Origin of the sequence: Agromyces sp. MMS24-K17 (genome assembly GCF_043950245.1) — a bacterium.
Classification (GTDB): domain Bacteria; phylum Actinomycetota; class Actinomycetes; order Actinomycetales; family Microbacteriaceae; genus Agromyces.
Map to the genome: position 1 here is coordinate 2,120,228 of NZ_CP171640.1, position 20,178 is coordinate 2,140,405.

The following is a 20,178-nucleotide window of genomic DNA, read 5'->3' on the forward strand; positions in this document are numbered from 1 at the left end:
GTGTTGGACTCTTGCAGGCCTTCATGACTGCTGACCGGTTGGTTGGTGGGGGTGGGGGTGCTGTTCGTCTGTTGAGAACTACATAGTGGACGCGAGCATCTTAGAAACTCGCATCGTCGTCGCCTTTCGGGGTGGTGGTGGTGTGTGGTTTCACAAAGATTTGTTCTGGACATCACCTTCGGGTGGTGTTCTGACTAATCATTGGTCACCGCCGCCCTTTGGGGTGGTGGTTTCTGAAACTCATGTGATTTCAAGTTTTTAAGAGCAAACGGTGGATGCCTTGGCATCTGGAGCCGAAGAAGGACGTCGTAATCTGCGATAAGCCTCGGGGAGCTGATAAACGAGCTGTGATCCGAGGATTTCCGAATGGGGAAACCCCGCCAGGCCCTTTGGGTGACCTGGTGACTCCCGCCTGAATATATAGGGCGGGTAGAGGGAACGTGGGGAAGTGAAACATCTCAGTACCCACAGGAAGAGAAAACAACCGTGATTCCGTGAGTAGTGGCGAGCGAAAGCGGAAGAGGCTAAACCGGTCATGTGTGATACCCGGCAGGGGTTGCATGGTCGGGGTTGTGGGACCTTTCAGGCAGTTCTGCCGGACTGCCGCGGTGACGTGTCAGGTATAGACGAAACGGATTGAAAGCCGTACCGGAGTGGGTGTGAGTCCCGTAGTCGAAATGTCTGGCCGGCCGGAGAGGTATCCCAAGTAGCACGGGGCCCGAGAAATCCCGTGTGAATCTGTCAGGACCACCTGATAAGCCTAAATACTCCCAGATGACCGATAGCGGACAAGTACCGTGAGGGAAAGGTGAAAAGTACCCCGGGAGGGGAGTGAAATAGTACCTGAAACCGTTTGCTTACAAACCGTCGGAGCAGTCTTGTTACTGTGACGGCGTGCCTTTTGAAGAATGAGCCTGCGAGTTAGTGATCTGTGGCGAGGTTAACCCGTGTGGGGGAGCCGTAGCGAAAGCGAGTCTGAATAGGGCGATTCAGTCGCAGGTCCTAGACCCGAAGCGAAGTGATCTATCCATGGCCAGGTTGAAGCGACGGTAAGACGTCGTGGAGGACCGAACCCACTTCAGTTGAAAATGGAGGGGATGAGCTGTGGATAGGGGTGAAAGGCCAATCAAACTTCGTGATAGCTGGTTCTCTCCGAAATGCATTTAGGTGCAGCGTTGCGTGTTTCTTGCCGGAGGTAGAGCTACTGGATGGCCGATGGGCCTCAACGGGTTACTGACGTCAGCCAAACTCCGAATGCCGGTAAGTGAGAGCGCAGCAGTGAGACGGTGGGGGATAAGCTTCATCGTCGAGAGGGAAACAACCCAGACCACCGACTAAGGTCCCTAAGCGCGTGCTAAGTGGGAAAGGATGTGGAGTTGCACAGACAACCAGGAGGTTGGCTTAGAAGCAGCCACCCTTGAAAGAGTGCGTAATAGCTCACTGGTCAAGTGATTCCGCGCCGACAATGTAACGGGGCTCAAGCACGCCACCGAAGTCGTGGCATTCATACAATCGATAGGCCTTCGTGGTCCAGTCGTGTGGATGGGTAGGAGAGCGTCGTGTGCCGGGTGAAGCGGCGGTGGAAACCAGCCGTGGACGGCACACGAGTGAGAATGCAGGCATGAGTAGCGAAAGACGGGTGAGAAACCCGTCCTCCGGAAGACCAAGGGTTCCAGGGTCAAGCTAATCTTCCCTGGGTAAGTCGGGACCTAAGGCGAGGCCGACAGGCGTAGTCGATGGACAACGGGTTGATATTCCCGTACCGGCGAAGAACCGCCCACACCAATCCAGTAATGCTAACCATCCGAACCATTCCATCGTCCCTTCGGGGGCACCGGGATGGGGAGCGTGGGACCCGGTCTGGTGCGGTGAGCGTGATAACAGGTGTGACGCAGGAAGGTAGCCCAACCCGGGCGATGGTTGACCCGGGGCAAGCGTGTAGGCCGAGTCGTAGGCAAATCCGCGACTCGTGATGGCTGAGACGCGATGCGGATGAAAAGTGGGTGATCCTATGCTGCCGAGAAAAGCATCGACGCGAGGTTCCAGCCGCCCGTACCCCAAACCGACTCAGGTGGTCAGGTAGAGAATACTAAGGAGATCGAGAGAATCGTGGTTAAGGAACTCGGCAAAATGCCCCCGTAACTTCGGGAGAAGGGGGGCCTGAGGCGTGAATGGACTTGCTCCAGGAAGCGCTGCAGGGCCGCAGAGACCAGTGGGAAGCGACTGTTTACTAAAAACACAGGTCCGTGCCAAGTCGCAAGACGATGTATACGGACTGACGCCTGCCCGGTGCTGGAAGGTTAAGAGGACCGGTTAGCCGCAAGGCGAAGCTGAGAATTTAAGCCCCAGTAAACGGCGGTGGTAACTATAACCATCCTAAGGTAGCGAAATTCCTTGTCGGGTAAGTTCCGACCTGCACGAATGGCGTAACGACTTCCCAGCTGTCTCAACCGCGAACTCGGCGAAATTGCAGTACGAGTAAAGATGCTCGTTACGCGCAGAAGGACGGAAAGACCCCGTGACCTTTACTACAGCTTGGTATTGGTGTTCGGTGTGGCTTGTGTAGGATAGGTGGGAGACTTTGAAGCGGGCACGCCAGTGTTCGTGGAGTCATTGTTGAAATACCACTCTGGTCACTCTGGATATCTAACTTCGAACCGTGATCCGGTTCAGGGACAGTGCCTGGTGGGTAGTTTAACTGGGGCGGTTGCCTCCCAAAGAGTAACGGAGGCGCCCAAAGGTTCCCTCAACCTGGTTGGCAATCAGGTGGCGAGTGTAAGTGCACAAGGGAGCTTGACTGTGAGACTGACAGGTCGAGCAGGGACGAAAGTCGGGACTAGTGATCCGGCAGTGGCTTGTGGAAGCGCTGTCGCTCAACGGATAAAAGGTACCTCGGGGATAACAGGCTGATCTTGCCCAAGAGTCCATATCGACGGCATGGTTTGGCACCTCGATGTCGGCTCGTCGCATCCTGGGGCTGGAGTAGGTCCCAAGGGTTGGGCTGTTCGCCCATTAAAGCGGTACGCGAGCTGGGTTTAGAACGTCGTGAGACAGTTCGGTCCCTATCCTCTGCGCGCGCAGGAAATTTGAGAGGATCTGACCCTAGTACGAGAGGACCGGGTTGGACGAACCTCTGGTGTGCCAGTTGTTCCGCCAGGAGCACCGCTGGTTAGCTACGTTCGGGATGGATAACCGCTGAAAGCATCTAAGCGGGAAGCCGGCCTCGAGATGAGATTTCCATCCCTTCGGGGGAGAGGCTCCCAGTAGACGACTGGGTTGATAGGCCGGATGTGGAAGCAAGGACTAACGACTTGTGCAGCTGACCGGTACTAATAAGCCGATAACTTGAAAACTCACTACATACACACCGTTTGTAAAGGCTGGTGTGTATGGCCTGATGACTCGCGTCCACCATGTGGTTCCCGACAGACGAACCCAACAACACAACACAGACTTCCCACCCCACGTGGCAACACGGACCGGGGTGGTGACCGAAACCACCCACACCAACCCCAGCGTTGGTGTGCGAGTGACAGAGTTTCGGCGGCCATAGCGCGAGGGAAACGCCCGGACACATTCCGAACCCGGAAGCTAAGACTCGCAGCGCCGATGGTACTGCAGGGGCGACCCTGTGGGAGAGTAGGACACCGCCGGACATTCTTTCCAGAAGAGCCGCCCCGTTGGGGCGGCTCTTCTGCATTTAACGCGCAACGCTGCGGGCGGTGCGCACACGCCTTGGCCGAGCCGACGGCGACGCCGGATTGCGCGCGACCCGGTCGGCGGACGTGGCACGCGAATACGCTGGGCGCATGGCCGAACGTCTCGCCGATGCGGTGAGCCCCTACCTGCGGGCGCACGCCGGCAACCCGGTGGACTGGTACCCCTGGGGCGAGCGCGCGTTCGCCGAGGCGAAGGCCCGTGACGTGCCGGTGCTCATCTCGATCGGCTACGCCACGTGCCACTGGTGCCACGTGATGGCGCGGGAGAGCTTCAGCGATCCCGCGATCGCGGCGACGCTCGCCGAGGGGTTCGTGGCGATCAAGGTCGACCGGGAGGAGCATCCCGACGTCGACGGCGCGTACCTCGCCGCTGCGAGCGCGTTCACCAGACAGCTCGGCTGGCCGCTGACCGTCTTCGCGGATCCCGACGGCCGCGCGTTCTACGCCGGCACCTATTTCCCGCCGCAGCCCGTGCAGGGCATGCCGGCCTTCCGCGACGTGCTCGCCGCGGTCTCCGAGGCCTGGCGGGATCGACGCACCGAGCTCGAGCAGACGGCGTCGGCCGTCGCCGAGGCGGTGGCGGAGGCATCCGTACCTGCTCCCGCTGTTGCGCTGCCGGGACGCGACGCGCTCGACGAGGCGGCGGCCCAGCTCGCCGCAGGCGAGGATCCGCGGTACGGCGGCATCGGCGGGGCCCCGAAGTTCCCCGTGGCACCCGTGCTGTCGTTCCTCGCGAGGCTCGGCGGCGACCGGGCGGCGCTCGCGCGGCGGACCCTGCTGCGGATGGGGGCGTCGCCGCTGCGCGACCCCGTCGACGGCGGGTTCTTCCGGTACGCCACGCGCGCCGACTGGAGCGAGCCGCACTACGAGCGGATGCTGTCGGACAATGCGCTGCTGCTCGATGTCGCGGTCGACCTCCTGATCTCAGGCGGCGACGCAGGCAACCCAGACGGGCCTGCTACTCCCGGCACTCCCGGAAGTTCCGCCGACGACAGCCGACTCGCCGCCCTCGCCCGCGACCTGATCCGCTTCCTGTCCACGACCATGCGGCTGCCGAGCGGCGGGTTCGCCAGCGCACAGGACTCGGAGAGCATCATCGACGGGGTCCGCGACGAAGGCGGGTACTACTCACGCGACGCCGACGGCCGGGTCGGCCTGGCGCCGCCGGCGCTGGACGAGAAGGTGCTCACCGGTTGGAACGGCCTCGCGATCGGCGCGCTCGCGCGGGCCGGCGCCCTCCTCGGCGACGTGGCTGCGGTCGCCCTCGCCCGTGACACCGCCGACTGGCTGCTCGCGCGGCACGTCGGGGCGGACGGCCGACTCCTGCGCGCCAGCCGCGACGGTCGGCCGTCGACCGCGTCGGCGGCACTGGAGGACTCCGGCATGCTCGCGCAGGGGCTCCTCCGGGTCGCGCTGGCGACGGGGGAGCCGGCGTACGCCGCGGCAGCACGGCGGCTGGTGGATGCCACCCTCCACGGCGATCCGCCCGAGTTCGCGGCACCCGGTGGCGCCGACCCGGTGCTCGCCGCGCGCGGGCTCGCGCTGCCCGCGGATCCGGCGGAGGGCGCCGCCCCGTCGGGGCCGACCACCATCGCCGACGCCGCCCGGCTCCTGCACGCGCTCGGCGCGGGCGACGGCTACCTCGAGGCGGCGCGCCGGGCGACCTCGCGCGTCGCCGCACTCGCCCTGCCGCGCCCGATCGCGTTCGGCGGCGCGCTCCGGCTCATGGCCGACCTCGACGCGCCGCTCGTGCAGGTCGTCACCGTCGTCACCGACGCTGGAGATGCATCCGACCGCGACGCATCCGACCGCGACGCATCCGACCGCGACGAGGCATCCGACACCGGCGAGGCATCCGCCCGGGTGCGCGCCCTCGCGGACGCGACCCGCCGGCAGGCGGCATCCGTCGCCGTCGTCGTCACCGAAGCGCAGGCGCGCGGGTTCGCGGAGGCCGGCTTCGACCTCTTCGAGGCCCGCGTCGCCGGGCCGACCGGTGCCAGCGCGTACCGGTGCGAGCACTTCACGTGCGCCCTCCCCGTCCACGACGCCGAAGCCCTGAAGGAGCTCGCCGGATGAACCCCATCGAGTGGCTGTTCGACGCCACGCTCGTGATCGGCGACCAGCAGATCCTCTGGCGCGAGATCATCGGCAACCTCTTCGGGCTGGCGAGCGCGATCGGCGGCCTGCGACGGAAGGTGTGGGCATGGCCGGTCGGCATCGTCGGCAACCTGCTGCTGCTCACGGTGTTCCTCGGCGCGGTCTTCCACACGCCGAACCCGGTGAACCTGCTCGGCCAGGCGAGTCGGCAGGTCATGTTCATCATCGTGTCGGTCTACGGCTGGATCCGCTGGGCCCAGCACCGCCACCAGGGCGCCGCCGAGGGCGTCGAGCCGCGTTGGGCGGGCTGGCGCGTGCGCATCGGGCTCGTGGTCGGCATGATCGGCGGCACGCTCGTGCTCACGCCGATCTTCCGCGCGCTCGGGTCGTTCGAGCCGGTCTGGGCCGACGCGTGGATCTTCGTCGGGTCGCTGCTCGCGACCTGGGGCATGGCGAAGGGCTGGACCGAGTTCTGGCTGATCTGGGTCGCCGTCGACGCGGTGGGGGTGCCGCTGCTCATCAGCGCCGGGTACTGGGCGTCGGCGACGCTCTACCTCGTGTACGGCGCGTTCACGATCTTCGGGTTCTTCACCTGGATGGCGGTGCAGCGCCGGGCGGAACTCACCAGATCGTCGGCACCCGATCGAGCACCGACCACACCGCGCGACTGAGGTCGGGGTGCTCGAGCGCGATCGCGCGCAGGATGTCGTACTCGAACCGCTCGACGTCGCCCTCCCGCGCCGTCGGGTGATGCGCGCGGGCGCGCGCCATGCTCCACTGCGAAGACTGGAGGAGGTCCTCGCGGAGCGTGGCGACGACCTGCTCGTCGACCGACGGGAGATCGGGCAGGAACGACCACGGGTCCTCGCCGAGGCGGCAGCGCAGCTCGATCAGCGCGGCGAGCTCGTCGCGCGCGTCCTGGCGTAGCCGTTCCAATGTCGTCGATTCGGCCATGGCGACCTCCCCTCGCTCCATACGATGCTAGCCACGCTACGTGGAGCGTGTGTCATCCGGGTTACGGGCGGCGGCCCCAGATGACGACCGGGTGGCCATCGGGTGACGCACGGTGACGCGACGGGCGGATGCCACGCCCCGCGCGGCCCGCTGGTTGAATGGGTGCGATGGATGCCGCACCCCTCGCCGCCCGCGATCGACTGCCCTCGCGGTTCGCCGCCGACCCGGTCGACGCTGCGACGTCGGCGCTCGTCGCCGCCCTGCGCGACGACCTCGCCGCCGCCGGCTACACGGTCGAGGCGATCGAGTCCCTCTGGGACCGCACCGCGGCGCTCGCGTCGACGCATCCCGGCGAGGCGCTCCGGCGCGGGCACCGCGTGCCCGCCGAGCGTGCGCTGGCCGGCGCCGGTGCCGCGGATCGGGCACTCGCGACGCTGATCCGGTTCCTGCTGCTCGGCCGCTCCGTCGCGGCGGCCGACCTCGACCAGGCGCTGCCGCGGCTCGGTGCCGGAGGCGCGATCGAACTCGGGCTCGGGGCATCCGACGACGAGGGAGCCGTGCGACCGCTCATCGACCTGCGGCCGTACGCGTTCGCCGACGCCGCGGGCGACGGGGAGTGGTGGATCGCGTCGGACCCCGGGGAGCTCGCCGTCGGCGGCGCCCTGCCCGAGGACCACGTGCTCGGCGTCGGCGGCGCCTCGACGACGCTCAGCCGGCTGCTGCTGCAGCGACCGGCGCGGCGCACCCTCGACCTCGGCACGGGCAGCGGGATCCAGGCGCTGCACGCCGCCCGGTTCAGCGAGCGCGTCGTCGCCACCGACATCTCGGAGCGGGCGCTCGCGCTCGCCCGGTTCACCGCCGCGCTCGACGGCGGCGAGCGCATCGAGTTCCGCCTCGGCAGCCTCTACGAGCCGGTGCGCGGCGAGCGATTCGACCGCATCGTGTCGAACCCGCCCTTCGTGATCACGCCCCGCGTCGAGGGCGTGCCGGCGTACGAGTACCGCGACGGCGGGCTGGTCGGCGACGGCATCGTCGAGCAGGTCGTGCGCGGCGCGGCCGACCACCTCGAGCCGGGCGGCATCGCCCAGTTCCTCGCGAACTGGGAGTACCGCGACGGCGCCGACGGCCTCGACCGCGTCGTCGGCTGGCTGGCCGGAAGCGGGCTCGAGTACTGGATCGTCGAACGCGAGCAGCAGGACCCCAGCGAGTACGCCGAGACGTGGATCCGCGACGGCGGCACGCGACCCGGCACGGCCGCGTTCGAGGCGTTGCACGCCGCCTGGCTCGACGACTTCGCCGCGCGCGGGGTGCGCACGGTCGGGTTCGGGTACGTGCTCCTCCGCCGGCCGGAGGCCGGCCGCACGGCCACCCTGGCCAGGGCCGAGCGCCGCCACGGACCGGCCGGCGACAACCCCGGAGGACTCGGCGGGCACCTCGAACGCGTGCTCGAGGCATCCGACGTGGTCGACGCCCTCGACGACGCGCAGTTGCGCGACCTCGCCCTCGAGACGGCGCCCGACGTCACGGAGGAGCGCCATCACTGGCCCGGCGCCGAGCAGCCGACCGTGATCCTGCTGCGGCAGGGCGGCGGATTCGGGCGCGTCGTCGACGCCGGCACCGCGATCGCCGCGCTCGTCGGGGCCGCCGACGGCACGCTGCCGGTCGGCGTGCTCTCCGACGCGATCGCCGACCTGCTCGAGGTCGATGCGGCCGCGCTCTGGGCCGAGCTCGCGCCCGAGGTGCGCGAGCTCGTGCACGACGGGATGCTGCGGCCGGCGGAGGAGGCCGCGGAGGCCGCGGAAGCGGGCGGGGCCGCGGACGCCGCGGACGACCTGGGCTAGACCGCGCTCCTAGACCGTTCCGGCGGGCGGCCACACGCCGATGATGATCGCCATGACCACGACCGTCACCAGCTCGTGCGAGATGTTCAGCAGGGTGAGGGCGGGCGGGCGACCCTCGAACGCGTCGTGCGTGATGAACCGTGCCGCGGTGAAGCCCGCCCACAGCATCGTGCCGACCGAGAGCGCCAGCCAGAAGTAGGACCCCCCGAACGCCAGCCACGCCGTCTGCGTCGCGATCGCCAACACCCACGCGGAGATGAAGCTCACGATGATCGTCGTGATGATCGCCCCGGCCGCGCTGCCGCCGTTCTGCAGGTCGACCTTCGCGAGCTCCGCCCAGCGGGTGCCGAACACCCTCGGCGTGTACCAGATCGACCCGATGACGAGCGTGGAGAGCGTCGCGATGACGACCGCCCAGTAGTTCACGTCGAACATGAGACGCCTCCCGTCGGCGCGGACCCCCGCACGCGCCCTCGCGCGGAGTCTATCGCCGGGGCCCCTCGGACTCGGGTACGGCGCTCCCACGGCGTGCGCGAGTATCCTCGATTCGCACATCGAAAGCGAGCCCAATGGCAGACAGTCCGCTCTCCGCGTCCCCCTACGAGGTCCTCGGCGTATCGCACGACGCCGACGAGGCGGCACTGCGGGCCGCCTACCGGCGCGCCCTCCGCGCCGCGCACCCCGACACGGGCGGCGACCCGGCGGCGTTCCACCTCGTGCAGCACGCGTGGGAGCTCATCGGCACGCCGGCGGCCAGGGAAGCGTTCGACCGCGGACGCGGCACCGCCGCGCCCACCCGCGAGGCCTGGGCCCCGGCGGCACCGCACCCGCGCCGCGACTCCCGGCCGCTCGCGCGCACGTACGGGCACCCCGGCGGGTTCTCCCGGCAGGTGTACCTCGACCGCGTGCGGGAATGGGCGGGCCGCGGCGTGACCCTCGACGACCCGTACGACCCCGCGCTCGTCCGCAGCGCGCCGCGGGACATCCGCCACCTCCTCGCCGACGCGCTCGCCGAGGAGCAGACGGCGCGCTCGCTGTCGACGCTCGGGATCGCGTACACGGTCTGGCACGACATCGCGACGGATGCCGCGGGCCACGGCCTGCCGCCGAAGCTCGACCACCTCGTGCTCGGCCCGACCGGGCTGTTCGCGATCCAGTCGGAGGACTGGGGCGGGCCGGTCGCACTCCGCCGCGGGGAGGTCGTGGGCGAGGGCGTCGGGGCGGAGCGGCCGGTTCGGGCGCTCGCCGCACGCGCCAAGTCGATCGCGCGGGCCGCGAAGGTGCGCCCCACCGCGCTGCTCGTCGTGGTGCCCGACGAGCACGCCGCGGAGCCCCTGCAGCTGGGCGGCAGCGTGCGCGGGGCCGTCGTCGCGCTCGTGCGGGCGTCGCGGGTGGGGAGTGCCGTGCGCGAGGGGCTTCCGGGGTCGGCGCACCTCGGCGGCACCGAGGTCATGGAGGTGCGGGCGCGGCTGCAGGCCGTGATCCGGTTCGCCTAGTCCGCGGGCGCGGGCACGGGCGCGGCACCCGCGCTGCGGCCGCGGTCGGCGACCCCCCGAGGCATCCGCCGGCGTCGTTGCATGCCATCCGGGGCATGATGGAACCATGCCCGCTGGAACCGCGCCCGTCGACCCCGCCGCCCACGTCGCCGACCTCGCCGACTTCATCACCGCTTCGCCGTCGTCGTACCACGCCGCCGAGGAGGTCGCCCGGCGACTCCAGGCGGCCGGCTTCGAGCGGCTCGACGAGGCCGAGGCGTGGCCCACCGGCCCGGGCCGCCGCGTGGTCGTGCGCGACGGCGCCGTCATCGCCTGGGTGCAGCCCGAGGGTGCCGATGCCGTCACGCCGTTCCGCATCCTCGGCGCGCACACCGACTCACCCGGGTTCAAGCTCAAGCCCAACCCGTCGAGCGAGTCGGCCGGGCTGCTGCAGGCCGCGGTCGAGATCTACGGCGGCCCGCTCATGAACTCGTGGCTCGACCGCGAGCTCGAGCTCGCCGGCCGCATCGCGACGGCCGACGGCCGGGTGCACCTCGTGCGCACCGGCCCGCTGCTGCGCATCCCGCAACTCGCGATCCACCTCGACCGCGAAGCGAACAAGCACCTCACGCTCGACCGCCAGCGGCACGTGCAGCCGATCTGGGGCGCCGGGGAGGAGGGCGACCTGCTCGCCCTGCTCGGCGGGTTCGCCGGCGTGCTCGGCACCGACATCGTCGGGCACGACCTCGTCGTCGCCGACACGGCCGCGCCCGCGCGCTTCGGCCTCGACGACGTGTTCTTCGCCGCGGGCCGCATGGACAACCTGACCTCCGTGCACGCGGGGCTCGTGGGCCTGCTCGCGACGCCGGCGGATGCCCCGCACGTGAGCGTGCTCGCCGCCTTCGACCACGAGGAGCTCGGGTCGGAGTCGCGGTCGGGCGCGGCGGGGCCGTTCCTCGTCGACGTGCTCGCGCGCATCGCCGACGGGCTCGGCGCCGGTGACGAGGACCGGCGCCGCGCGTTCGCCGGCTCGTGGCTGCTGTCGTCGGACGCGGGGCACGCCGTGCACCCGAACTACCCGGAGAAGCACGACCCCGTGAACCGTCCCGTGCTCGGCGGCGGCCCGCTGCTGAAGCTCAACGCCAACCAGCGCTACGCGAGCGACGCCGTCGGGTCGGCCCTCTGGGCGGGCGTGTGCGAGCGGGCCGGCGTGCCGACGCAGCCGTTCGTGTCGAACAACCAGGTGCCGTGCGGGTCGACCATCGGGCCGATCTCCGCGACGCGCCTCGGCATCCGCACGGTCGACATCGGTGCGCCGCTGCTGTCGATGCACTCGGCCCGCGAGGTCGCGCACGTCGACGACCTGGCCGCGCTCGGCGGGGCGGTCACGGCGTTCTTCGCGGGCTGACCGGCAGGCCCGCGGAAGCGGTCCTCCCGGTTGGCCGGATATCGCGGGCGGCCGACGGGATCTGATCGGGAGTCGACCGCGGAGCGCTGCCATGCTCGTGACATGACCACGACGCAGGCCACCGCAACGATCTTCGAGCACGTCGCGACCTCCGAGGAGGCCGTCGGGCACTTCAGCGCCCGCCTCGCCTTCGAGACCGACGTGTCGGACGTGCGCGCCGGCCTCGCCGAGGCCGAGCCCGGGTTCACCGTCGTCGACACCCGGAACGACGCCTCCTGGGCGCAGGGACGCGTGCCGGGCGCCGTGCACCTGCCCACGCGGCAGATCCGCGAGCGGGCGGCCGAACTGATCGCGCCCGGTTCCCCGGTCGTCGTCTACTGCTGGGGTCCCGGATGCAACGGGGCGCAGCGGGCGGCGCTCGAGTTCGCGCTGCTCGGCCACCCGGTGAAGGAGATGATCGGCGGATTCGAGTACTGGGTGCGCGAGGGCTTCCCCGTCGACACCGAGGAGGGCACGCGCCAGGGCGCGGCCGACCCGCTGACCAACGTCGCGAGCACCGGCCTCGCGCTCGGCCCGGCCGGCGACCTCGGCATCACCTGCGCCTGCTGACCCGGGCGGAGGGGACGGACCCGGGCCGGCGTTCCGCGAACGGGACACCGCGGGGCGCCGGCCCGACCCCTCCGGCGCCTCGGTCCCGCTGGGGCCTCGGTCCCTCTGGGGCCTCGGTCAGGCGAGGCTGACGATCGGCGCGGCCGGGTCGGCCGCCCACTCGTCCAGCGAGCCGTCGTAGACGGCCACGTCGGTGCGGCCGGCGAGCCGGAGCGCGAATCCGGTCGCCGCGGCCGCGATGCCGGCGCCGCAGTACACGACGACCCGGCCCCCGTCGGCGACGGGGACGAGTGCGCCCTCGAGCGCATCGTCCCGGAGGTACGTGCGGTCGTCGCGGTCGAGCACGGCGACGACGGGCACGCTGACGCTCCCCGGGATGTGCCCCTTCCGCTCGCGGCGACCGGTCTCGCCGCGGAAGTCGCTCGCCGGTGCGGCGCACACCAGCGACCCCGGCGCGTCGCCGTCGACGATCCGACGCACCTCGTCGCGGTCGGCCCAGTACTGCTCTGCGCCGGCGAGGGTCAGCGGGCCGGCCTCGCGCGGCGGCTCGTATCCGGTGCGCACCTCGCCGCCGGCCGCGCGCCACGCGCCGAGACCGCCGTCGAGCAGCGCGACCCGCGCGAACCCGGCCGAGCGGAGCAACCACCACAGGCGCGCCGCCCACTGCCCGACCGCCGTGTCGTACACCACGACCGTCGTGGTGTCGTCGATGCCGACCTCGCGTGCGGCGCGCGCGAGCCGGTCGAGGTCGGGGCGCGTGAAGACGAGCGGGCCGGTGCCGGGCTCGGAGAACTCCTCGAGCAGGTCGGCGTGCACCGCGCCGGTGACGTGCCCGTCGACCAGGTGGGCGTCGAGCCCGCTCAGCCAGCGGAACCCGGCCGCCGTCTCCGACCCGACCACGGTCGCATCGAGCACGACGAGGCGCGGATCGCCGAGGTGGTCGGCGAGCCAGGCGGAGGAGACGAGGTCGGCGGGCGGCACGAGTGCGGTCATGGTCGCACGCTAGCCCCGGCCGGGCGGCGACGCCGACCGCCCTGCAATCGGGCGTAACCGGTCGGGGCGGGCACCCCCGCCCGCGGCCGTCAGCACTCGATGACGTTCACCGCGAGGCCGCCCTCGCTCGTCTCCTTGTACTTGCGCTTCATGTCGCGGCCGGTCTGCCGCATGGTCTCGATCACCGCGTCGAGCGAGACGACGTGCGTGCCGTCGCCGTGCAGGGCGAGCCGCGCGGCCGATACGGCAGTCGAGGAGGCGATCGCGTTCCGCTCGATGCACGGCACCTGCACGAGCCCGGCGACCGGGTCGCAGGTGAGGCCGAGGTGGTGCTCCATGGCGATCTCCGCCGCATTCTCGACCTGGTGGGGCGTGCCGCCGAGCACGGCGCAGAGCCCGCCCGCCGCCATCGCGCAGGCCGAGCCGACCTCGGCCTGGCAGCCGCCCTCCGCGCCCGAGATCGAGGCGTTCTTCTTCACCAGGCTCGCGATCGCGGAGGCGGTCAGCAGGTAGCGGCGGATGCCGGCGCGGTCGGCGCCGGGCACGAAGCGCAGGTAGTAGAGGCCGACGGCCGGGATGATGCCGGCAGCGCCGTTCGTCGGCGCGGTCACGACCCGCCCGCCCGACGCGTTCTCCTCGTTCACGGCGAGCGCGAACGCCGACAGCCACTCGGCGGCGGTGTCGCGGTCGCCGCCGCGCTCGGCGGCGAGCCGGTCGGCCTCCTCGAGCCGGCGGCGCATGTCGGCGGCGCGCCGGCGCACCTTGAGGCCGCCGGGCAGCGTGCCCTCGGCCTCGAGGCCGTGGTCGACGCAGGCCGCCATCGCGTCCCAGATCGCGTCGAGGCCCGCGTCGATCCCGGTCTCGCCGTGCACGGCGACCTCGTTCGCGCGCGAGACGTCGCAGAGCGAGACGCCGTGCGCGTCGCAGAGGGCGAGCAGCTCGGCCGCGGTCGAGTAGGGCAGCGGATGCCGCAGCGCCTCCGCCTGCGCGACGGGGTCGCCGTCGCGGCGGATGAAGCCCCCGCCGACCGAGTACCAGGTCTCCTCGGCGACCGGCAGCGGGCCGTCGCCCCACGCCTGCAGCGTGAGGGCGTTCGGGTGCCCGGGCAGGCGCGTGCGGGGCTCCAGCGAGACATCCGCCCGGCGCATCCGGATCGGGTGGCGGCCGGCGAGGCGCACCTCGCCGCCGTCCTCGCCGAGGCGGAGCCACGCGTCGCGCACGTCGTCGGGGTCGCAGTCGTCGGGGCGGAGCCCGGCGAGCCCCGCGACGACCGCATCGGGCGTGCCGTGCCCGAGGCCGGTGGCGCCGAGCGAGCCGTACAGCGTGCACGTGACGCGCGTCGTCTCGTCGAGTCGGCCCGAGGCCTCCAGCCCCGTCGCGAAGGCGCGCGCCGCCCGCATCGGCCCCACCGTGTGGGAACTCGACGGCCCGATCCCGATGGAGAAGAGGTCGAGGGCTGAGACGAACGCTGTCACCAGCACAGGCTACGTCGCAGGTCGCGCACGGAAACGCCGCGCGGGCCACGCATCCTGCGATCTCCGGGGACGGCGTGCACGGATCCGGCGTCGCGTGCGCAGATGCGCATGCGCCGCGCATCCGGCCCGCGAAACCGGACCGTGCGGCCCCGCTGACAGCGGCCCCGACCCGTGTCAGCGCCGTGCAAGCGCCGCGTGAGCGGGGCATCCGACCATGGACCCATGACCACCACACCCCACACCGCCATCACGGGACAGCCCGACTGGGCCGTGGAAGCCGACGGCCTCGTGAAGGTCTTCGGCCAGCACCGCGCCGTCGACGGCGTCGACCTGCGCGTCGCGACCGGGTCCGTCTACGGCGTGCTCGGCCCCAACGGCGCCGGCAAGACCACCACGATCTCCATGCTCGCCACCCTCCTCCGGCCCGACGCGGGGCGTGCCCGCATCTTCGGCCACGACGTCCAGCGCGAGTCGCAGGTCGTCCGCCAGCTCATCGGCGTCACCGGCCAGTACGCCTCCGTCGACGAGACGCTGTCGGGCCAGGAGAACCTCATGCTGTTCTCGCGCCTCCTCGGCCTCGGCCCCCGCGACGCGAAGCGCAAGACCGCCGAGCTGCTCGAGGAGTTCGGGCTCACCGACGCCGCCAAGCGGCCGCTCAAGCACTTCTCCGGCGGCATGCGCCGGCGCCTCGACCTGGCCGCGAGCCTCATCGCCCAGCCGCCGCTCATCTTCCTCGACGAGCCGACCACCGGCCTCGACCCGCGCACGCGCGCCCAGATGTGGGACACGATCCGCCGGCTCGTGGCGACCGGGTCGACCGTCCTGCTCACCACGCAGTACCTCGACGAGGCCGACCAGCTCGCCGACCGCATCGCGGTCATCGACCGCGGCCGCGTCGTCGCCGAGGGCACGGCCGACGAGCTCAAAGGCTCGGTCGGCACCGCGAGCCTGCACCTCCGCCCGGTCGACGCGGCCGACGTCGACGACGTGCGCGTCGCCGTCGAGCGGGTGCTCGGCGTCGCCGCGACGGTCTCGCCCGAGGCCGCCCGCGTCACCGCCCCGATGCGGGACGCCGACCTCGTCGCCGACTTGCTCGTCACGCTCCGCGATGCGGGCATCCACCTCGCCGAGATGAGCGTGCAGAAGCCGACGCTCGACGAGGTCTTCCTCACCCTCACCGGCCACGGCGTCGAGGACGAGGCATCCGACGCCTCCGACGCATCCCAGCCCGACCACGAACTCGAAGGGAGCCGCGCATGACCGCCATCGCCACCGCCGCAACCGACCGCGCCGACGTCACCGCCACGGGAACCGCCGGCGCCCGCATCGTCCCCGCCTCGGAGCGGAGGCTCCGCAACCGGGTCAGCCTGCGCGAGTCCCTCGCGCACACCTTCACGATGGCCCACCGCGGCCTGCTGAAGATCAAGCGGACGCCCGAGCAGCTGTTCGACGTGACCCTGCAGCCGATCATCTTCACCCTGATGTTCACGTACATCTTCGGCGGCGCGGTCGCCGGCGACGTGCAGAGCTACCTGCCGATCATCATCCCCGGCATCCTCGTGCAGACCGTCATCTCGACGTCGATCGTCACGGGCGTGCAGCTGCGGGAGGACATGGAGAAGGGCGTGTTCGACCGGTTCCGGTCGCTGCCCATCGCACGCATCGCCCCGCTGTCCGGCGCGCTGCTCGCCGACACCGTCCGGTACCTCATCGCGACCGTCCTCACCTTCGCCATGGGCTTCGTGATGGGCCTGCGTCCCGAGGGCGAGCTGTGGGGCGTCGTGGGCGCGAGCATCCTCGTCATCCTGTGCTCGTGGAGCGTGTCGTGGATCTTCGCGTTCTTCGGCGTGATCGCGCGCAGCGCCTCGAGCGTGCAGGGCATCTCGATGATCGTCCTGTTCCCGCTGACGTTCCTCTCGAACGCGTTCGTCGACCCGTCGACCATGCCCGCGCCGCTCGAGTGGTTCGCGAACATCAACCCCATCTCGCACCTCGTCACCGCGGTGCGCGACCTCGTCGGCGGGGCCGGCCTCGGCGCCGACGCGGCCTGGTCGCTGGTGGGCGCGGCGGTCATCGTCGCGGTCTTCGCCCCGCTCACGGTGCGCGCGTACATGCGCAAGGCGTGACGGATGTCCCGTGCGGCGGTCGGGTGCTCCCGGCCGCCGCACGGGGGTCACTCCGACGGAACGGGTTCGGCCAGCAGGGCGCGGGCCCGTTCGGTCTGCTCGTCGGGGCTCATCGCGGCGACGCGGGCGCGCGCGGCGGCGAGGGCCGCTCGTCCGACCCCGGCGACGACGGTCTCCTCGATCGAGGCCCGTGCGAGCGACGGGAGGTCCTGCCGGGAGCGCAGCGCCTCGGCGAGGGCGAACAGCTCGGCCGCGCGGTCGGCGAGCGGCGGATGCCCCGCGGCCCAGGCGCTCCAGCCGACCGCGACGGTGCCGAGCACCGGGCGGTCGACGAACCCCGGCCGGGCGCGCATCGTCGCGGTCGCCTGGCGGCGCAGGGTCGATGCCCATCGGGCGAGGTCGGCCTCGGGCCATCCCGACCGCGCACCCCCGGCGATGAACCCGGCGAGCGTGAGCAGGAACCACGGCGAGGAGCGGATCTTCGAGTCGACGTAGCCGTCGACGACCTCGCGGGCGAGCACGACCGCCTCACCCAGCCGGCCGTCGAGGCGCGCGAGCTCGGCCCGGCCGAGGCCGGTCATCTTCGAGAGCTCGACGCCGTCGGGGAACGAGGGATCGGCCTCGGACAGGGCGTCGAACCGTTCCGCCGCCTCCGCGTAGCGCCCCGAGGTGAGCAGGGCGGTGGCGATGCGCCAGTCGACCTGGCGGACGTCCTCGGACGCGCCGATCGCGAGGAGCGACGTGCGCGACCGACGCGCCCAGCGCAGCGTGCCCTCGGCATCGCCGTCCTGCGCGTCGAGTTCGGCGAGCAGCAGGGCCGACATGGCCTGCGCCCACGTGTCGCCGAGTTCGGTCGCGAGCGCGTACGCCCGCTGCCCGTCTGCGCGGGCGGCCTCGGGTTCCCCGGCGTTCTCGGCGAACTGCGTGCGCAGGACGTTGGCGAGCAGCGCCGTCTCGGGGTCGTCGGACTCGGCCATCGCGTCCATGCGCTCCTTCGCGAGCGCGAGGTCGGGCGCGGCGAGGATGAATCCGCCGATCGCCTCCAGCCAGGGCGGGAGCGGGAGCCCGAGCCGCGCGACGGCCCGGAGCCGGGCCAGCGCCCGCAGGCCGGTCGACGTGAAGACGGCGAGGTTCGTGCCGCCGATGAGCGTGAACGCGAGGGTCGCGGCGGTGGCGTCGGCGGCCGTCGGGCGGAAGCCGCGGGTCGCGTCGAGGACGGGTCCGCTGAACGCGATGATCTCGGAGTGCGCGCTGCGGACGGTCCAGAAGTACCCGAGGCACGAGAACACGGGCAGGATCGTCGCGGCGTCCCGGCGCTCGATGGCGCGGCGCAGCACCGCGACGAGGTTGTCCTGCTCGGCGGAGGTGCGGGCGAGGCCCGCGATCTGACCCGGCCCTCGGAGGGTGGTGAGCGCGTGCTCGGAGAAGTCGCGCGCCCACCGGTCGACGGCGCCGAGCACCGCCTCCCGTTCGTCGTCGCCGAGGCGGGACTGGCCGAACTCGCGCACCGTCTCGAGCATGCGGTAGCGCGGTGCGGCGGCGGCGGCGGCCTGGGCGCCGGCCCCGGCATCCGCGGGCGAGCCGTCGGCGACCGACAGCAGCGATTGCGCGATGAGCCCGTCGAGCACGTCGACGGCGGCCGGATCGTCGAGCACCGACTCGGCCGCCTCCAGCGTGAAGCCGTCGACGAACCACGCGAGCCGCGGCAGCGCGAGCCGTTCGGCGGGCGTGAGCAGCGCCCAGCTCCACTCGATGACGGCGAGCAGCGTGCGCTGGCGTTCGGGCGCCGAGCGGTCGCCGCCGGCGAGCAGCGCGAACCGGTCGCCGAGGCGCGCCTCGATCTGCTCGACGCCCATCGAGCGGATGCGGGCCGCGGCGAGCTCGATCGCGAGCGGCAGGCCGTCGAGGCGCTCGCAGAGCCGGCCGATCGCCGCGCGCGGCAGCGCGGCACCCGGACGGGCTGCGCGCGCCCGTTCGACGAACAGCTCGACCGCGGGCCCCAGGCCCGCCTCGGCACCGTCGGGGCGGCCGCGGCCGCGGCCCGAGCCGTCGCCGTCGGCGGTCGCACTGAGCGGGTCGAGCCGGTACGTCCGCTCGGCGCCGATCTCGAGGGGGCTGCGGCTCGTCGCCAGCACCCGGAGCCCGGGGACCGCCCCGAGGAGGTCGGCGACCCAGGACGCGGCGCCCTCGACGACCTGCTCGCAGTTGTCGACGACGAGCAGCGTCGGGCGTTCGGCGAGCTTCTCGACGATGCGGTCGCGCAGGTCGGGTCGCCGGGCGAGCTCGCCGAGCCGGCTGCCCGCGGCGCTCGCCTCGCGGATGCCGAGGGTCGACGCGAGCGCGAGCACGACGTCGGCGTCGGCCCGGATGCTCGCGAGCTCGACCACGACCACCGCCGGCGCGTCGGAGCGGGCGGCGACCTCCTGCGCAAGCCGGGTCTTGCCGAGGCCGCCTGTGCCGAGGATCGTCACGAGCCGGTGCTGCGCGAGCAGCGCCTCGACGTGCCGGACGTCGTCGACGCGACCGATGAGCGGGTTCGGCGCGGCGCGCACGCCGATGCGCGTTCGCGGCATGGCGCGTTCGAACGGGTCGGGTCGGCGGGCCGCCTCCGATGGGCGCGATCCCGGGGGCGGTCCGGATGCCTCGCCCGTGGCATCCGCCCGCAGGAGATCGGCATGCAGCGCCACGAGCGCCGGCCCCGGCGAGATGCCGAGGTCGTCGCGCAACGCCGAGCGGAACGTCGCGAACGCGGCGATCGCATCGGTGCGCCGGCCCGCGGCGGCGAGGGCGCGGAGCCGAGTGTGCTGCAGGTGCTCGTCGAGCGGATGCGCCGCGGCGAGGGGCTCCAACTCGGCGACCGCCGCTGCGGCGTCGCCCGCGTCGAGCAGGCAGCGGGCCCGGAGCTCGCGCAGCCCCACCCGGAGCGCGGCCGTCGCCTCCGCGAGCGCCGCACCGGCGGGAGCCGCGCCGAGGTCGAGCCCGGGCTCGCCGCGCCAGAGCACGAGGGCGCGATCGAGGCACCCGATGGCCGCCTCGTGGTCGCCGTCGCGCGCGTGCGCGGCGGCGTCGCGCCCGAGCGCGTGCGCGAGCCCGACATCCGTCGCCTCGGGCGCGAGGGCGAGCGCGTACCCGCCGGGCCGCGAGGCGACGAGCCCCTCGGAGCACGTCGTGCGCAGCCGGGAGACGAGCGTCTGCAGGGCCTGCTTCCTGTTGCGCGGCGGCTCGTCGCCCCAGATCTCGTCGACGATGCCGTCCACGCCGTGGGTGCGGTCGACCGCGCGGCCGTCGGCGCCCGCGAGCGTCGCGAGCAGCGCCTTCGCGAGGACGCCGGGCGGCTCGGCGAGCACGCCGTCGCGACCCTCGACCAGCACGGGCCCGAGCAGCGCGACGCGGATGCCCCGGTGGTCGATCAGCACTCGAAGAGCCTATCGACGCACCGGGGCATCCGAAGGTGCTGCCGGACCGGCCGCAGCCGGCGTCC

General features: G+C 71.6%; 13 protein-coding genes and 2 rRNA genes. 10 read left to right on the forward strand and 5 right to left on the reverse strand.

Annotated elements, in window-relative coordinates:
- The first annotated feature begins 248 nt into the window (after positions 1-248).
- The 4 genes from ACGGZK_RS09680 to pnuC all read left to right on the forward strand — a co-directional run bounded on the left by ACGGZK_RS09680 (position 249) and on the right by pnuC (position 6,487).
- A 23S ribosomal RNA gene (locus ACGGZK_RS09680) occupies positions 249-3,353 on the forward strand.
- Positions 3,354-3,539: 186 nt separating this feature from the next.
- Positions 3,540-3,656, forward strand: a 5S ribosomal RNA gene (rrf, locus tag ACGGZK_RS09685).
- Positions 3,657-3,809: 153 nt separating this feature from the next.
- The gene (locus tag ACGGZK_RS09690; protein WP_395242456.1) at positions 3,810-5,795 is read left to right on the forward strand and encodes a thioredoxin domain-containing protein; all 1,986 of its coding nucleotides are present in this window, start codon (positions 3,810-3,812) and stop codon (positions 5,793-5,795) included.
- Entirely contained in the window at positions 5,792-6,487 is a 696-nt protein-coding gene (gene pnuC, locus ACGGZK_RS09695) for a nicotinamide riboside transporter PnuC (protein WP_395242457.1), read from the forward strand. Before ACGGZK_RS09690 ends, pnuC begins: the two co-directional genes overlap by 4 nt.
- On the opposite strand, the gene ACGGZK_RS09700 is transcribed toward pnuC, so the two are convergent.
- On the reverse strand, positions 6,438-6,770 hold the full coding sequence (locus tag ACGGZK_RS09700) for a hypothetical protein (RefSeq protein WP_395242458.1): 333 nt from the start codon (positions 6,768-6,770) through the stop codon (positions 6,438-6,440). The two genes, pnuC and ACGGZK_RS09700, sit on opposite strands and share 50 nt — an antisense overlap.
- A gap of 167 nt (positions 6,771-6,937) precedes the next feature.
- Here ACGGZK_RS09700 and ACGGZK_RS09705 point away from each other — a divergent pair, with 167 nt between their 5' ends.
- The gene (locus ACGGZK_RS09705; protein ID WP_395242459.1) at positions 6,938-8,611 is read left to right on the forward strand and encodes a methyltransferase; all 1,674 of its coding nucleotides are present in this window, start codon (positions 6,938-6,940) and stop codon (positions 8,609-8,611) included.
- 9 nt (positions 8,612-8,620) lie between these two features.
- Here ACGGZK_RS09705 and ACGGZK_RS09710 read toward each other — a convergent pair whose 3' ends face one another.
- On the reverse strand, positions 8,621-9,046 hold the full coding sequence (locus tag ACGGZK_RS09710; protein ID WP_395242460.1) for a DUF1761 domain-containing protein: 426 nt from the start codon (positions 9,044-9,046) through the stop codon (positions 8,621-8,623).
- A gap of 134 nt (positions 9,047-9,180) precedes the next feature.
- Here ACGGZK_RS09710 and ACGGZK_RS09715 point away from each other — a divergent pair, with 134 nt between their 5' ends.
- The 3 genes from ACGGZK_RS09715 to ACGGZK_RS09725 all read left to right on the forward strand — a co-directional run bounded on the left by ACGGZK_RS09715 (position 9,181) and on the right by ACGGZK_RS09725 (position 12,103).
- Positions 9,181-10,107, forward strand: a complete 927-nt coding sequence (locus tag ACGGZK_RS09715; protein WP_395242461.1) for a DnaJ domain-containing protein — start codon at positions 9,181-9,183, stop codon at positions 10,105-10,107.
- A 106-nt stretch (positions 10,108-10,213) separates the two neighbouring features.
- Positions 10,214-11,494 carry a M18 family aminopeptidase gene (locus ACGGZK_RS09720; RefSeq protein ID WP_395242462.1) on the forward strand — a complete coding sequence of 427 codons (1,281 nt, stop codon included), beginning with the start codon at positions 10,214-10,216 and terminating at the stop codon, positions 11,492-11,494.
- Positions 11,495-11,596: 102 nt separating this feature from the next.
- Positions 11,597-12,103 carry a rhodanese-like domain-containing protein gene (locus ACGGZK_RS09725; RefSeq protein WP_395242463.1) on the forward strand — a complete coding sequence of 169 codons (507 nt, stop codon included), beginning with the start codon at positions 11,597-11,599 and terminating at the stop codon, positions 12,101-12,103.
- Between the two features lie 117 nt (positions 12,104-12,220).
- On the opposite strand, the gene ACGGZK_RS09730 is transcribed toward ACGGZK_RS09725, so the two are convergent.
- A complete protein-coding gene (locus ACGGZK_RS09730; RefSeq protein WP_395242464.1) occupies positions 12,221-13,096 on the reverse strand; it encodes a sulfurtransferase in 876 nt (291 codons plus the stop codon).
- A gap of 89 nt (positions 13,097-13,185) precedes the next feature.
- Positions 13,186-14,571 (reverse strand): L-serine ammonia-lyase, encoded by a 1,386-nt coding sequence (locus ACGGZK_RS09735; protein WP_395242465.1) that lies wholly within the window; start codon positions 14,569-14,571, stop codon positions 13,186-13,188.
- Between the two features lie 222 nt (positions 14,572-14,793).
- On the opposite strand from ACGGZK_RS09735, the gene ACGGZK_RS09740 reads away from it, so the two are divergent.
- Together ACGGZK_RS09740 and ACGGZK_RS09745 are read left to right on the forward strand one after the other, a co-directional pair.
- Positions 14,794-15,831: an ATP-binding cassette domain-containing protein gene (locus ACGGZK_RS09740; protein WP_395242466.1), complete on the forward strand. Its 1,038-nt coding sequence runs from the start codon at positions 14,794-14,796 to the stop codon at positions 15,829-15,831.
- Complete coding sequence (locus tag ACGGZK_RS09745; RefSeq protein WP_395242467.1) at positions 15,828-16,697, forward strand: ABC transporter permease; 870 nt, start codon at positions 15,828-15,830, stop codon at positions 16,695-16,697. The genes ACGGZK_RS09740 and ACGGZK_RS09745 overlap by 4 nt, the downstream gene beginning before the upstream one ends.
- 47 nt (positions 16,698-16,744) lie before the next feature.
- Here the strand turns inward: ACGGZK_RS09745 and ACGGZK_RS09750 are convergent, their stop codons facing one another.
- Positions 16,745-20,113 carry an ATP-binding protein gene (locus ACGGZK_RS09750; protein WP_395242468.1) on the reverse strand — a complete coding sequence of 1,123 codons (3,369 nt, stop codon included), beginning with the start codon at positions 20,111-20,113 and terminating at the stop codon, positions 16,745-16,747.
- Between the last annotated feature and the right edge of the window lie 65 nt (positions 20,114-20,178).